The 14,010-nt window shown below is 51.7% G+C and carries 13 protein-coding genes; 7 read left to right on the top strand and 6 right to left on the bottom strand.

What is annotated here, in order from left to right:
• Positions 1-3 precede the first annotated feature (3 nt).
• The gene (locus HWI92_RS04420; protein ID WP_204660961.1) at positions 4-747 is read left to right on the top strand and encodes a LytR/AlgR family response regulator transcription factor; all 744 of its coding nucleotides are present in this window, start codon (positions 4-6) and stop codon (positions 745-747) included.
• Positions 748-874: 127 nt separating this feature from the next.
• Positions 875-1,483 (top strand): trimeric intracellular cation channel family protein, encoded by a 609-nt coding sequence (locus HWI92_RS04425; protein WP_204660962.1) that lies wholly within the window; start codon positions 875-877, stop codon positions 1,481-1,483.
• 117 nt (positions 1,484-1,600) lie between these two features.
• On the opposite strand, the gene HWI92_RS04430 is transcribed toward HWI92_RS04425, so the two are convergent.
• Genes HWI92_RS04430 through HWI92_RS04445 form a run of 4 tightly spaced genes read right to left on the bottom strand, consistent with a single transcriptional unit; the run spans position 1,601 to position 4,284 of the window.
• Positions 1,601-1,960: a phage tail protein gene (locus HWI92_RS04430; protein WP_204660963.1), complete on the bottom strand. Its 360-nt coding sequence runs from the start codon at positions 1,958-1,960 to the stop codon at positions 1,601-1,603.
• Between the two features lie 39 nt (positions 1,961-1,999).
• Complete coding sequence (locus HWI92_RS04435; protein WP_204660964.1) at positions 2,000-2,302, bottom strand: phage tail protein; 303 nt, start codon at positions 2,300-2,302, stop codon at positions 2,000-2,002.
• Between the two features lie 8 nt (positions 2,303-2,310).
• Positions 2,311-3,273 (bottom strand): c-type cytochrome, encoded by a 963-nt coding sequence (locus HWI92_RS04440; protein WP_204660965.1) that lies wholly within the window; start codon positions 3,271-3,273, stop codon positions 2,311-2,313.
• Between the two features lie 27 nt (positions 3,274-3,300).
• Positions 3,301-4,284: a ScyD/ScyE family protein gene (locus HWI92_RS04445; RefSeq protein ID WP_204660966.1), complete on the bottom strand. Its 984-nt coding sequence runs from the start codon at positions 4,282-4,284 to the stop codon at positions 3,301-3,303.
• 528 nt (positions 4,285-4,812) lie between these two features.
• Here HWI92_RS04445 and HWI92_RS04450 point away from each other — a divergent pair.
• Both HWI92_RS04450 and HWI92_RS04455 read left to right on the top strand, forming a co-directional pair.
• On the top strand, positions 4,813-7,920 hold the full coding sequence (locus HWI92_RS04450) for a ligand-binding sensor domain-containing protein (RefSeq protein WP_204660967.1): 3,108 nt from the start codon (positions 4,813-4,815) through the stop codon (positions 7,918-7,920).
• A gap of 62 nt (positions 7,921-7,982) precedes the next feature.
• A complete protein-coding gene (locus HWI92_RS04455) occupies positions 7,983-8,615 on the top strand; it encodes a response regulator transcription factor (protein WP_204660968.1) in 633 nt (210 codons plus the stop codon).
• 45 nt (positions 8,616-8,660) lie between these two features.
• Here the strand turns inward: HWI92_RS04455 and HWI92_RS04460 are convergent, their stop codons facing one another.
• Positions 8,661-9,053, bottom strand: a complete 393-nt coding sequence (locus HWI92_RS04460) for a barstar family protein (protein ID WP_204660969.1) — start codon at positions 9,051-9,053, stop codon at positions 8,661-8,663.
• A 189-nt stretch (positions 9,054-9,242) separates the two neighbouring features.
• Here HWI92_RS04460 and HWI92_RS04465 point away from each other — a divergent pair, with 189 nt between their 5' ends.
• From HWI92_RS04465 to HWI92_RS04475, 3 genes are read left to right on the top strand one after another with little or no spacing between them, the layout of a single operon-like run.
• Entirely contained in the window at positions 9,243-10,043 is an 801-nt protein-coding gene (locus HWI92_RS04465; protein WP_204660970.1) for an SDR family oxidoreductase, read from the top strand.
• A 60-nt stretch (positions 10,044-10,103) separates the two neighbouring features.
• A complete protein-coding gene (locus HWI92_RS04470; protein ID WP_204660971.1) occupies positions 10,104-11,021 on the top strand; it encodes a helix-turn-helix domain-containing protein in 918 nt (305 codons plus the stop codon).
• Between the two features lie 13 nt (positions 11,022-11,034).
• Positions 11,035-11,271, top strand: coding sequence for a hypothetical protein (locus HWI92_RS04475; RefSeq protein ID WP_204660972.1), 237 nt, complete (start codon positions 11,035-11,037; stop codon positions 11,269-11,271).
• A gap of 111 nt (positions 11,272-11,382) precedes the next feature.
• Here HWI92_RS04475 and HWI92_RS04480 read toward each other — a convergent pair whose 3' ends face one another.
• Entirely contained in the window at positions 11,383-14,010 is a 2,628-nt protein-coding gene (locus HWI92_RS04480) for an ABC transporter permease (protein WP_229248879.1), read from the bottom strand.

A 14,010-nucleotide genomic window follows, 5' to 3' on the forward strand; every position in this document is an offset into this window, starting at 1 on the left:
TTGATGAAAGCTTTGTTGATAGATGACGAACGGTCGAACCTTGAAAACCTCCGGATCCTGGTTGAAACCTACTGCCCGCAGGTGGGCATCTGTGGTGCTGCCGAAGATGCGCGGTCAGCCAGCAATTTGTTGCATATCCACAAACCCGACCTGGTGTTTCTGGATATACAAATGCCGGGACAAAGCGGCTTCGACTGGCTGCGCAGCCTTCCTACCATTGATTTTGAGGTAATTTTTGTCACAGCCTATGATCAGTATGCGATCCAGGCCATGCGCCTTTCTGCGGTTGACTACCTGCTGAAACCCGTTTGCATTGAAGAACTGCAGGCTGCCGTCCAGCGGGCGTACCGCCAGTACTCCCTGAAAGTCGAAAACCGCCGGCTTGCGAACCTCGTGCATTATTGGAAGGATGATAAACCGCACAGCCGCCGCATCGCATTGCCCACTTTGAAAGAGACGCACTTTGTAAAACCAGGTGAGATCATCCGGTGCGAATCCGCTAATAATTACACCACATTTTATCTGGAAAGCGGGGAAAGTATACTTATTTGCAAGCCGATCTTCTTTTATGATGATTTATTGAAACCTTACGGATTTGTTCGTTGTCATCAATCCCATTTGGTAAATAAGGCATCGATCAAAAGCTGGAAGCGGGAATCCGGCGATTTTTTGTTACTTACGGACGGGTCGGAAGTTCCTGTATCCAGAAGTAAAAAGGACGGTATAAAGCAGCTGTTACGAAGCTGAGCAATGATTTTTTTGCAAACACAAGTTGTATCTGCCGGGATGCGGCGGGTATTTTTTAACGTGCAGTATTACTGTAAACCTGATCATACCATGCGCATAGTCCCCGGCGCTGTTTAGTACGCATCAAATGAGCATTCAATATATCCTCGAAATAATCGGGACCTTTGCATTTGCAATTTCCGGTGCATTGGCCGTCAATGACCAAAAGCATTCCGACTGGTTCAGCGCCAGTTTCACCGCATTCATATCTTCGATCGGCGGGGGAACGCTGCGCGACGTGTTGCTCGGCAGCTATCCGCTCGTCTGGATCTCTGACATCAATATCATTTACGCGATCATTGCGGGTATCATCACGACATTCATCTTCTACCGGTTTCTGCTGCGGCTGCGGAAAACCCTGTTTTTGTTCGACACTTTCGGAATCGCATTGTTTACCATTGTAGGTACCGAAAAGGCATTGCAGCTGGGTGTAAGGCCCGAAATTGCCGTGATCATGGGTGTGTTTTCAGCCACAATGGGCGGTGTGATCCGCGATATGATGACCAACGAAATCCCGATCATTTACCGCAAGGAAGTATATGCTACTGCCTGCTTTGCGGGTGCCTGTTTTTACCTCTTGATGGACAGGCTGGGAGCGGAGCGCATTACGGCTTTTATCAGCGCGTCGGTCGTGATCATTGTGATAAGGCTGCTTGCAGTGCGCTACGGATGGAGCGTGCCTAAGTTTTTCAGGTAAAATGCTTTGTGCAGAGTAGCTGGCTTTCGTAGTGATCATCGTCGGGAGCCAGATTCAGTTTTAGGTTTGCATGCTTGCATTGTCAACTTACCGAAATAGTAAAATTAGACAATACCATCAGCATGGCTTGCCGGAGTACATCGGCAACACACCTCTCAGTGCAATGCAAAACCTCGTCCTGTGGTAGGACTGTGTCTGGTCCTGGGACTGGATGTGATCAGATAAACCAAATGGCCCCGAATGCTGACCGGATACTGTGATACATGCCACATGGGATGCCAGCTGCACAGGCTTGCGGCCCGACAGGTTGGGCAGCGCGAAGGTATACTGTCCGTCCCCACCATAGGTTGTGCCCAGCAGTTCAAACAGTGCAGGATACTCACTGATGAGCATTTCGCGCCCGTCACACCAGGCCCAGCCTTCCGGGGCAACGCGGGCAGGAACAAACCGGACCTCTGCTAAAAAGGGTTCTTCCATGACAGGATAAGTTTTCGTAGGCCGGCATGAAGCGCGGGTTCAATCGCGGGGTGAGAATATGCCGTAAAGGGAAATGATGTAATTGACGTACAAGTAGGGTTCACTTTCGCTGAATGTCCTGGCACCATCCCCCGGACCCTCGTCCTGATGAATGGGCAGGCACTTTCTCAGGTCCGGAAGTCCGAATGTCAGGATTCCGTCGCCTCCGTAGCTGTTGCCCAGCACCTGAAAAAGAAAGTGGTTTTCGGCAATCGGCAGCAGCCTGCCGTCGCAGAGAGCCCAGCCATCCGGAGCGAATTTCCCGGCGAACATTTTGATTTCACCAACGTAAGGGTAAACCATAGCCGCGTTTAATCAAACTTTACCACCTCGTGATCAATCGGTTTCACGGTATTCAGATAAGCGAAGATCGCTGCCAGGTCCTGTTCCTTCATGCCTGAGTACATGGTCCATGGCATCGGTGTGTTTTGTTCGCCGGGTGCAACTTTGGATGAAACATAGCTGCTGTCTGTATAGGCTTTGAAATGCGCCACAAACGCTTCCTGCGTCCAGTTACCGATCCCCGTTTTTTTATGCATGGTGATGTTCGCCGAGCACAGCACGCCATTCGGACTTCTGAACTCCATTCCCCCGCCAAATTCTGTCCCGGGGATCACGCTGCCTTTGTCCGTTTTACTGTGACAATCTACGCACCCCGTCGCGGTGATCAGATATTTTCCATAAGCCACCTGGTCTGTTTCCGGAGGCCGGTTTGTGAAGGAGGCTTCCTGCGGCATCGCATTGATCAGGATGCTGACCGGGAAGTCCGGCTCAGACTTTGGAACATTCGTCTGCACGGGCGGCAATGTGCGGATGTACGCAATCACCGAATAAATGTCTTCCTTGTCGAGCTGCCCGAACCGGTGGTAGCCCATGACCGGAAACAATGCTTTTCCACTTTTGTTGACCCCTGTTGTAACCGCGCGGAAGATTTCGCCGTCCGTCCAGCCTGCCAGCGCATAGGGGGTGATGTTCGGTGCATAGAACTTGCCCGGAAAGCCCATTTCCTGCGTAAACTCCTCACCTCCGCCACCGAGTGCTCCGGAAACCGGTCCCGCATATTGTGACCAGTCGCGGGTGCTGTGACAATCCATACATACCGTAACATGGTTTGCGAGGTATTCTCCGCGCTCAATACGTGCCGCAGTCCGGTCGATTTTAAGATCGGGTGCAGCGCCCGTATTGGGCAGTGCGGTTGTTACATAGGTGATCCCTGCGGCAATCACCACAACCAGAACAGCAAGTATTTTACCGATGATTTTGAGCGCTTTCATGGTGTTTCCTGATTGTTATAGTTCCTGTTAGTAGCTTAACTTGGTGATCGTACCGTCCGCGTAACTGAGTAAAAAGTAGGTTTTTTCATTGGCACGGATGATGTCAGTCGGCCGTGAAATGTCACCCAGCAGCGTTTTTCCATTTTCATCCAGCACCCTGCCCGTCTTTGCCCCAAATCCCTGCGGCCCGAACACACCATGCTGGATCACAATGGGCTTGTTGTTCGCTGAGAGTGTGATGCCCGTGAGCGTGGTAAAACCCGTCTTGTATTCACTGACGGTTCCGTTCTTCTCAACCTGAAAAATCTTTGCATTGCCTTCCTGAAATGGAAAGCCCGTCAATGTGCTGACCAGAAACCTGTTTCCGTCATAGGCAATGCCGGTAGGCACGGCTTCCACATTCTGCGCGACATTGGGGAAGTGCGCAAATAAGGTCAGCGCCCCGGTTCCTTTGTCTCGCTTGATAATCGCATTACTTCCGGCGTCCACAACGTACATATGCTCGTCCGGACCAAAGGTGAGATGGTACGTGTTGGAGTTAAGCGGATCGGTTAGGGCCAGACTTCTCACGAAAGTTCCCAGGTCCTGGGACGGGATGTCGGAAAGGTTAACCGCAGCATCGCCCGGTTTGAAGCCAGCTACGTCGGCGGTATAAAGCATGCCGTTTGAGCCGTGGAGGAAGTATAGTTTCCCATTTTTATAAACCAGGTGACTGATCCCTTCAATGGAACCCTCACGCATGAGCGACTGCAGACCGGTCACAAATGTGGTTTTATGGCCCGATGGCGTGATCATGGCTACACTGCCGTCCGTGCCGCTACCTGAACCTGCCTCCGTCACCCAAAGGTTTCCCACGTCGTCCATGGCCATACCAATCGGGTATTTGAGCCCGGTCACAAAGGGTTCGGATGAAAAAGAACGCGGTTCGGAAACAGGTTCAAGGTGGTCGGTGCACGCCTGAATGAAGAGGGAGAAAATGACAACGTTGAGCAGTAAAAATAGCTTTTTCATTTTTGGATGTTACGGTGTTTGAATAAGGGTTGAGTTGTTTGTCTCGTGGGTTATGCTTGTCCTGTTTTAAATACAGTCTCCTTTGTTTTTGTAAAAAAAACGAAGGCCGGAAACAGGCTCTCAGCCGGTTGTCAGATCACTGTACGCTGGCGCTCAGGAATGGTTGCGGAGGTCGTTCTGCCGGCGCCGCTGCCGGCAGAGATGGAGGGGAGTCCGCAGGCATTCGGAGGTAAGTTTCGACATGGAACAGGAGCGTTAAAACATGGAGTAAAACCATAATATTCAGCAAGCGGCTGATTTTCGGAAGTAACCGCTGGCAGTACCCGGCTTTTAATCGTGCTGAGTATTAAGCCTGACAAAAGAAGAAAATGTAGGTGCGGAGTACAATAGCAAATTATTGCTATAAGACACGCTTGCCGGGTTTACCACCAGTAAAAAAAGCCCGCAGCAAACATGATCCGAGCTTGATTTTAGCACCCTCTTCCCGCATATACACTCAACTCCGCTACCAACGCCGCCCGACCCTGCATGAATTGGAAATTCGCCCTGTGGAAAGTTTTCAGGTTGCCCGTAAAAATCCCGCAAACGGTGTGGCTTCTTTTTGCCATACAATTTGTCACCAATCACTGCCTTGCTCAGGCACCGGAAACACAGATTAACATCCAGCTGCTGGGACCCGAGCAGGGGCTGCCGAGCAGGAATACCCGCAGCCTTTCTCAGGACGGACGTGGTTTTATGTGGGTGGGCACAGGTCAGGATCTCTGGCGGTACGACGGTTACAAGTTTCAGAATTTCACCGGGCTGCTCACGCGCTCCATCGGCAGCAGCACACTGATCAACCAGGTACGCACCGATGGAAGCGGCAACATCTGGGTGGCGCACAATAATGGCATCAGCATCATTGATCCGGTCAGTTTTACTTGCAAAACCGTTGATCCATCCCGGTACATCAAAGGGCTGGGCAAGCAAAACCTGGATATATTCTTTGACAAGGATCAGCATGCGTGGGTGGCGCTGGCGGCAGGCAGGCTGGTGAAGGTTAATAAAGATGCTGTTCCGGTCGGGCTGTACATTCCGCCTGCGGGTACCGGCAATGCTTTAAAGAATGTGGTCACCAAGCTGTTTTCAGACAGCCGGAAAAAGGTATATGCCTACACGGAGGGCAACACCCTGGATCTGATCAGCGCGAAGGCGAATTTTGTTCGCCGGATCAGCTTGCTGGGTGGTGATCAGCCTGCCAGCAAATGGAAGGTAGCTGGGGTGGTACAAGCCGGTACCGACGAGCTGACGATCTACTACATCCAGCAGGAGGGCGAAAAACGCCGCATGCGCAAATATTTCCTTGTTCAGCAATCGTTTGGCCCCCTGCTGGATGGCGACGTGCCCCTTGTTCCCGACCTGATTTTCCCGGAAACAAATGGATATACATGGTACAAGGCAAGCAAGGAAGTGGGTTTTTTGAATCAGAAAACGGGTGAATTCACCTCCTTGACGGCCCGGTTGCAGCAGAAATCAGGCGCAAGTATTTTTTTCTTTGCAGCTTTCCTGAGCACGGATGACAGCTTCTGGATTTCCTGCATTGATGGCCTTTTTAAAATAACCCTGACGAAGGAAGTATTCCGGAAATACCTGAGCGTGCCCCTGGAAAAGCCGGGCGACATCGGCAGCAGTATCCGGGGCATTACGGAAGACAGTACTGGCATGATATGGGTGTGTTCCTATGGCTACCACGCCGACAGCATGACCTATATGTTTCACCAGATTGATCCTGTAAAGGTCAGGCACAGGCACATGGTGCTGCATCGGCCGAGGACGATCCCCGGCGAGCACGTGATCCCGTACAAGGTGCTTTTTGCCAAAGATCAGGTGTATGCCGTCACGGACGGTACGCAGTTTATCAGGATCGAACCTGAGACGGAAGAATACTATCCGGTCGAATTTCCGTTTGTCAGCGGTCGTGGGTTTACATCTTTTTACAAACTGAACGAGCACACGTTCTGGATGGGAACCTGGGGCGGGATGGCGATGATCGATCTCCGGAACATGAAGCCGGTGTTGTTTAATGACAAACCGGGAAGGTATATCAAAAACCAGCGTGTGAACCATTTTACACCCTGGACCCACCACCGCACGCTGGTCAGCACGACAAACGGTTTGTACATCCTGAACCAGGATGCAACCATTGCAGAACACTACGGGCAGGACTCCACGGACAAGATCAGGCTGCCGGCATTGCAGATTTTTCATAGCGTTTGGTTTAACCATGCGCTGTGGGCCGCATCGGCTCAGGGGCTGATCCGCATTGATACAGCGGCACGAAAATCGCGCCTTTTTACAATAGAGGATGGTTTGCCGGACAACAACATTTATGCATCCCTGCCCGACGAGCGCGGGAACCTCTGGCTGAGTACCAACAAAGGCTTATCCTGCTTCAATACCGATACCGAAAAGTTTTACAACTATGGCGTTTCGGACGGCTTGCCGCATGAAGAGTTCAACCATGGATCCTACCTGAAAGCAAAAGACGGAACGCTTTATTTTGGTGGCCTGAATGGCATCGTCGCTTTTGATCCGGCACAGCTGCATGCCAAGGCGCAGCACAACCGCGGATTGCAGCTCATCGCTTATTCCAAATTCAATGCAGGGCAGAACAAGCCGGATACGGTCACGAACTATCAGCCGGGAAAGGAGATCGTTTTTAACCCCGGCGACCGCCTTTTTGCATTTTCATTCATGAGCCCTGATTACCATAATACGACCCTCAACCGGTTCCGCTACCGGCTGGACGGGTGGGACGACGACAACTGGCATATTTTCGAAAATGGAAACAGGCTTGTGCTGAGCAGCCTGCCGCCCGGTACTTATCAGTTGCGGGTGCAGGTTTCGGTAGCGGGTGCCGACTGGGGCGTACAGGAGTGGCGGGCTCCCGTGAAAGTAATTGCACCCTGGTACCGGTCCCCATGGTTTTTCCTGCTGAGCACACTGGCGATCGGTCTACTGATCTACTTCTTTTACCGGTACCGGCTCGGACAGATATTGCAGATCCAGCGGATAAGGAACGGCATCAGCGCCGACATGCATGATGAAATCGGGAGTACGCTTAGCAGTATTACGTTTTACAGCCAGGCGCTGCTCATGCAGATCGACAAGGTTGAGCACCAGCAGGTGGTCCAGAAAATAAAAGAAAATGCCCAGCAGGTGCAGGAGGGACTCAGCGATATTGTATGGAGTGTGAAGGCGGACAATGATGAGATCCAGGATGTTTTCGCGCGAATGTTCCATTTCGGGAGCGGACTTGCGGAGTCCAGGGGCATTGAGTTTCAATTTGAGACTTTTAATCAGATCGAGAAGATAAAGCTGGATATGCAAACCCGCAAAAATTTTTACCTGATCTTTAAAGAAGCCGTAAACAATGCCGCCAAGTATGCCGAATGCAAAAGTTTACACGTGAAAATCAACTGCGAACACGGCCATGTTGTGATGGTGATCAGCGACGACGGCAAAGGGTTTGACCCGGCCAATGCAGGACAGGGAAATGGCCTCACGAACATGCAGCACCGCGCCGCCCAGATGCGCGGCAAGCTCACGATCCGGTCCCGGAAGATGGAGGGTACAGTGGTTACACTGGCTTTCTAGCTGCGTTTGCATGGCAAATATTTGCTATCTGATACCAACTGATTAGTTATTAATCTTGTACAATGAGTTCAAGGATCATCATTTTCGACGACAACCAGGAAAGGCTCAGCAGCGTGGCCATGCTGCTGAACCTTTCCGGTGAGTTCACTTGTACAGGGACGTTTCACAATGCCGCCAACCTGGTAGCCGACATCATCGGTTCCAGGCCCGATCTGGTGCTCATGGATATCGACATGCCCGGAATAGACGGCATTGAAGCCACCCGCCTTATCAGGAAGCATTTCAATGCATTGCCCGTGCTGATCCAGACGAACTTTGAAGAAGATGAGCGAATTTTCGGGAGTCTGAGGGCGGGAGCAAACGGTTACCTGCTGAAAAAAACAAGTCCGGAGCGCTTCCTGGAAAGTCTGAGGGAAGTGCTGGAAGGAGGCGCCCCCATGACCGGCAGCGTCGCTGCGAAGGTGCTGCGGCACTTTTCAGGTGAAACGCCGATGGAAAAAGACTACCATCTGACGGAGCGCGAAAAGGAGATCCTGGGATTACTGGTTAAAGGTTACAGCTATAAACTCATTGCGGCAGCGTGCAGCATATCTTACAATACCGTCAACAATCACATCCGGAACATTTACGACAAGCTGTACGTAAACAGCGCCACCGAAGCGGTCAGTCTGGCTATCAGGCAGAGGCTGGTGTAATGTAAAATCAGCGCGGCTCGTGCCACGATGCAGCATGCAGCTTTGCTAGCCGGCTCTCAATGCAATGTTCGGATGTTCGGCAATTATGGACAGTACCAGGTCAAAATACGTTTCACCTTGCCCGGCTTCAAGGGCGGCCAGTTTTTCATAAAATAGCGCTTTGTTGTAGGGTGAGCCCGGTGCAAGCTTTTCCATATAGTACGCCCTGGTTGCCGCATGTCCGAGTACCTGCCTGCTTTTATCCAGATTAGTCCAATGCAGCTCCATCGGTTCCGAATTTACCAGTTCACCGTAGCCACCATAAAGCAGGTCATGGAACGCATCCAGGCTCTGACCGATCTTCCACGTTTCTGAATGCATAAAAACACGATTGATTTCATCGTAGAATGATGATATATCTTCAATCCGGTTTCCATCTAGGGTGATCTGCTTTTTCATTTTTTCTTTTACAAAAGTTTACATGTTTGCCGGAAATGCCTGTTGACTTTCCAGCCGGGTAAAACTGATAAAAACCTTTGCTAAGCCGGGCGGTCGCCAACCATTTTGGCTACAATATTTTCCACATCCGCTACAAGCCAAAGCCAGGTACAGCTGAAATTTGTCCTGTGAAAATAATACATGAGACAAATGAAAAAGACGATTTTTATTACCGGTGCATCCACCGGAATCGGTAGGGCCACGGCCGAACTATTTGCAGCCAGGGGCTGGCGTGTGATTGCCACCATGCGCAAACCCGAAAATGAAACCGCACTCAACCTGCTCGAAAATGTGACGGTGTTGCCGCTTGATGTTACCAATCCGGCGCAAATCCGCGAAACAACCCGGCAGGCGCTGGCCCTGGGTGATATTGATGTGGTGTTCAACAATGCAGGCTATGCTTTGCTGGGTGCATTGGAGGCTATCAGTGACGAGCAGCTGGTACAGCAAATGGACACAAACTTCTTTGGTGTAGTGCGGGTGACGCAGGCTTTTATTCCCTATTTCCGTGAGCGGAAGGCCGGCCTTTTTATTACCACCGGTTCGTCGGCGGGGCTCATGGGCTTTCCGGTGAGTTCCATGTACGATGCCAGCAAATTCGCAATCGAAGGATGGGCCGAAAGCTTGTCGTATGAGCTGAATGCTTTGGGAATCGGAATCAAAACCATTGAGCCGGGGCTTGTCGCCACGGAAATCAGCTCCAAATCCACATTCGCCACGCACCCGGCATACGAAGATCTGACCAGCAAATTTATGGCAGTGATTGCCCCCGAGCAGGTGCATACTACATCCGCGGAAATCGCCGAGGTGGTTTACGGAGCCGCCACGGACGGTACAAATACCCTGCGCTACGTATGCGGTGAGGATGCGAAGCAGCTGTATGCACAGCGCCTTGCCGTAGGCGACGAGGCTTTCAGGGAGGGAATTAAACAAATGCTGGCTGCTGTTTAAACAAGTGCATTGCCGGCGCGGATGGGAACAATTTTCGCCGGCAATAACTTATCAGATCCTATGAAAGGAGAACACCTCAAACCACGCGTTTACCACTCCATCGCCGAAATGCAGCGCGCATTTGGCCTGCCACAGCCGCTGCATCCGCTGATCAGCCTGCTGGATTACAGCAAGGTGCAGATCACGGCTGAAATGCTCGCCGAAACCTTCGCCATGGATTTTTACAATATCACCTACAACGAATCGGCGGGTTGCAGGATGCGGTATGGACAAACTACCTATGATTTTCAGGAGGGTGGATTGTTCTTTACATCTCCGGGACAGCCGCTGACCGGCGTGCAAACGGGTGAATCGACCCGGGGTTTTACACTTCTGGTTCATCCCGATTTTCTGAGAAATTATCCGCTGGATTCCAAAATGAAGCAATACGGGTTTTTCTCGTACACAGTCGCCGAATCGCTGCATTTGTCCGACAAGGAAAAATCAGTGATCACGGGCATCGCCAGGAATATCGGTGACGAGCTCGAAACTGCCATCGATGACCTGAGCCAGGATGTGCTGATCTCACAGCTGGAATTAATGCTGAATTACAGTCAGCGGTTTTACAAGCGCCAGTTTATCACCCGCAAGCCCATCCATAATGCATTGCTCGAAAAGCTGGACCTGCTGTTGCACAACTACTTCAATGATGAAACGGCTTTGCTGAAAGGATTGCCCAGCGTGCAGTATCTTTCCGATGAGCTCCATGTTTCACCCCGCTACCTGGGTGATATGTTACGCGCGCTGACCGGCCAGAATACCCAGCAGCATATCCATAACAAGCTCATTGAAAAAGCCAAAGAAATACTGACGTTCAGTGACCTGACTGTGGGGGAGATTGCTTACCAGCTGGGTTTTGAGCATCCGCAGTCATTTAGTAAATTGTTTAAATCAAAAACCAACTTCTCTCCCCTCGAATTTCGCGCAAGCTTCAACTAGCACGGGTTCCACGGTGATATTGGATGGAAATGATCCTGCTAAATCTGACATTGTCAGATCAGAATCCCAGGCTGACTGGATACGGTATCAGGCGCAGGTTCAGCTGCCGTATCAATCCGACCTGAAAAACGCTGCTGACGGAGAAAACCGGGTGCGGGCTGCCAGTGATGCCGACAGCCTGCAGTTCTGGTTACAGACACAGCGCGGTGCCCGGCGAAAATGGCAGGATCATACGCGAAAGCATTGGTGACGGCATTCCGGATACGCTGAGCGATCTTGAATCGCCGGTTAAGTAACAGCGGTTAAAATCATTACCAGTCCCTGAGTTCGGTTTTAAATCAACTTTACAGCAATCCATTATTTACTCAGAGCGTAAGCTGGTGACGGGGTTTACCCACGCAGCTTTGATTGCCTGGAAGCTCACGGTCAGCAGCGCAATGGAGGTTGCGACCACGCCCGATACTGCAAATATCCACCAGCTCAATCCCGTACGATACGCAAAAGTGTCCAGCCAGGTGCTCAGCGCCCACCATGCAAGCGGCGAAGCCAGTACGAGTGCAATCACCACAAGTTTCATGAAGTCGGAAGACAAAAGCCCGACAATGTTGGATGCGCTGGCGCCAAGTACTTTGCGTACCCCGATCTCCTTCGTGCGCTGCTCGGCGGTGAATGCCGCAAGTCCGAACAAGCCCAGGCACGAAATCAGGATTGCGAGGATGCCAAAGTAGTTGACGAGCGTATTCACCTGCTGCTCGCTCCGGTACAAGCTTTCGTATTCTTCATCCAGGAAATGGTAGGTGAACGGATAATCCGGATTGAAGTCCCGGGTCACTTTTTTGAGCGCGGCCAAGGCCTCTTCTGTTTTACCTTGACGCGTTTTGATGAGCAGGTACGACGAGTTTTCGGGAATGTAGGTGACGACAAGGGGCGTGATGGCCTGGTGCAGCGAGCTCATGTGGAAGTCCTTCATAACCCCGATCACCCTGCCATTTCCTTTCCAGAATTTGATTTCCTTGCCCACCGGATTGCTGACGCCCATCAGCCGGGCTGTGGCCTCATTGATCAGGTAAGCCGACGAATCAGCCAGGCTCCCCGCCCGGAAATCCCGTCCGTCCACGAGCCGGATGTTCATGGTACGTATAAAGTCGGGACCGACCGTCATGGCTGTCACCGTGGTTTCCAGGTTAGGATCTTTGCCCGGCCAGGACAGGTCTCCCGAAGTCGCCTGAATATTGATAGGCAGCATGCCGGTCACGGTGGCGGACACCACTGCGGGTTGCCGCATGATCTCCTGCCGGAAAGCTTCCATCTTTGGCCCGCTGGCGACATTGCCTTCCAGCGGCACATACACTACATTGTCGCGGTCGAGCCCGAGATGCTTGGTACGCAGGTACTGCATTTGTTTACCCACGGTAAGCATCCCTACGATCAGGAAAATGGACAAACAGAATTGAAAAGTCACCAGCGTGCGGCGGAAAAGTGCCGGTCCGCTTCCAAATTGCAACCTGCCTTTCAGGATTTTGATGGGTTTCAATGAGGACAGGAAGAGGGCAGGGTAGCTCCCGGCCAGCAGTCCGGTAATCAGCGTCAGGATCAGGGTAGCTGCCCAGAGCGCCGGATCACTCAGGTCGAGTGCCAGTTTTTTAGCAAACAATTCATTGAAGACAGGCAAGGTAATCCAGACGGTACCCACAGCCAGCACCACTGCCAGCATGCTGGTAAGAATGGATTCGCACAGAAATTGCCCGATCAGTGCCGAGCGGAATGCGCCAACTACCTTTCTGACGCCAACCTCTTTGGCCCGTGTAGCCGAGCGGGCAGTCGCCAGGTTCATAAAGTTGATGCAGGCAATCAATAGTATAAAACCTGCTACCAGTGAAAATACGCGTACATATTCAATGCGGCCGCCCACGGGCTTTCCCATTTTGTAATCCGCATAAAGGTACACGTCCGTAATTGGCTGAAGGATGGGAACACTGGTGTTTTCCTTATCAGTATAACGTGGGAAAATGCCCTTCATGGTGGCCTCGGCCCTGGCTGCGGAAGTGTTTGGGCGAAGGCGTACATAAGTAAGGAAGGAGCTGTTGCCCCAGGTTTTCTGCCAGGGCTGCTCCTGTTCCTTCCAGTTGACGATCCAGTCAAAACGGAGTGTAGAGGCGGCGGGCAGATCTTTCAGGACCGCGCCCACTACGTAGAACTTCTCATTGTTCAACTGAATGGTTTTGCCGAGCGCTTCCGTGTTCGGGAAGTACTTGTCGGCCATTTTCCCGGTGATGATAATCTGGTTGGTTTGGGAAAGCGCAGCCCGCGGGTTGCCATGTAAAGCAGGCAGGTCAAACACGTCGAAGAAAGCGTCCGATGCATAGTACCCTTTTTCCTTGGCTCCTTTTTCACCCACTTTCACCAGCAGCTCCATCCACGGATTGATTTTGGTTGCGGCTGCTACCTCGGGCACATCCTTGGAAATGGCCTCCTGCAAGGGTGCGGGTGTGATCTCGGCTGTGCCGATTTCTCCTGTATTGCGGTTGGTTCCATTGATCCGGACGAGATAAACATCCGCTGCGCCCGCAAGAAAACGGTTGTAGCTTAGTTCGTCTGCTACCCACATGCCAATCAGCAGCGTACAGGCCATGCCCAATGCCAGACCGAATACGTTGATGCTTGTATACAATTTGTTTTTGGCAAGATTACGCCGGGCGGTGGTCAAGTAGGATTGCAGCATAGCAGTCATGGATGGTCTGGGATAGGTGGTAAAAGGTTTTCGTTTGTAAAAAAATGGGGTCAGGCAATGCATTACCTCCCACAGGTATTCACGCCGGGCTGCCTGCACGCCTGCCGATGCAGCGGTATGATAAAAAGCTTCGTGCAAATCGCCTTGTATAAATTCCAGTAAATGCGGCGCTATAAACCATTCAAGCAGCCGGTCAGCCCAACGGGGTGGCTGTATGTGGATTTTGGGGTCAGAACCTTCCGGGTTTTGGTTTTCCAT

The organism is Dyadobacter sandarakinus, assembly GCF_016894445.1.
GTDB lineage: Bacteria > Bacteroidota > Bacteroidia > Cytophagales > Spirosomataceae > Dyadobacter > Dyadobacter sandarakinus.

Excerpts from the sequence above, each read along its gene's own strand:
- HWI92_RS04420 (WP_204660961.1), top strand. The coding sequence starts at position 4 with ATGAAAGCTTTGTTGATAGATGACGAACGGTCGAACCTTGAAAACCTC.
- HWI92_RS04425 (WP_204660962.1), top strand. The coding sequence starts at position 875 with ATGAGCATTCAATATATCCTCGAAATAATCGGGACCTTTGCATTTGCA.
- HWI92_RS04430 (WP_204660963.1), bottom strand. The coding sequence starts at position 1,960 with ATGGAAGAACCCTTTTTAGCAGAGGTCCGGTTTGTTCCTGCCCGCGTT.
- HWI92_RS04435 (WP_204660964.1), bottom strand. The coding sequence starts at position 2,302 with ATGGTTTACCCTTACGTTGGTGAAATCAAAATGTTCGCCGGGAAATTC.
- HWI92_RS04440 (WP_204660965.1), bottom strand. The coding sequence starts at position 3,273 with ATGAAAGCGCTCAAAATCATCGGTAAAATACTTGCTGTTCTGGTTGTG.
- HWI92_RS04445 (WP_204660966.1), bottom strand. The coding sequence starts at position 4,284 with ATGAAAAAGCTATTTTTACTGCTCAACGTTGTCATTTTCTCCCTCTTC.
- HWI92_RS04450 (WP_204660967.1), top strand. The coding sequence starts at position 4,813 with ATGAATTGGAAATTCGCCCTGTGGAAAGTTTTCAGGTTGCCCGTAAAA.
- HWI92_RS04455 (WP_204660968.1), top strand. The coding sequence starts at position 7,983 with ATGAGTTCAAGGATCATCATTTTCGACGACAACCAGGAAAGGCTCAGC.
- HWI92_RS04460 (WP_204660969.1), bottom strand. The coding sequence starts at position 9,053 with ATGAAAAAGCAGATCACCCTAGATGGAAACCGGATTGAAGATATATCA.
- HWI92_RS04465 (WP_204660970.1), top strand. The coding sequence starts at position 9,243 with ATGAAAAAGACGATTTTTATTACCGGTGCATCCACCGGAATCGGTAGG.
- HWI92_RS04470 (WP_204660971.1), top strand. The coding sequence starts at position 10,104 with ATGAAAGGAGAACACCTCAAACCACGCGTTTACCACTCCATCGCCGAA.
- HWI92_RS04480 (WP_229248879.1), bottom strand. The coding sequence starts at position 14,010 with ATGGAAAACCAAAACCCGGAAGGTTCTGACCCCAAAATCCACATACAG.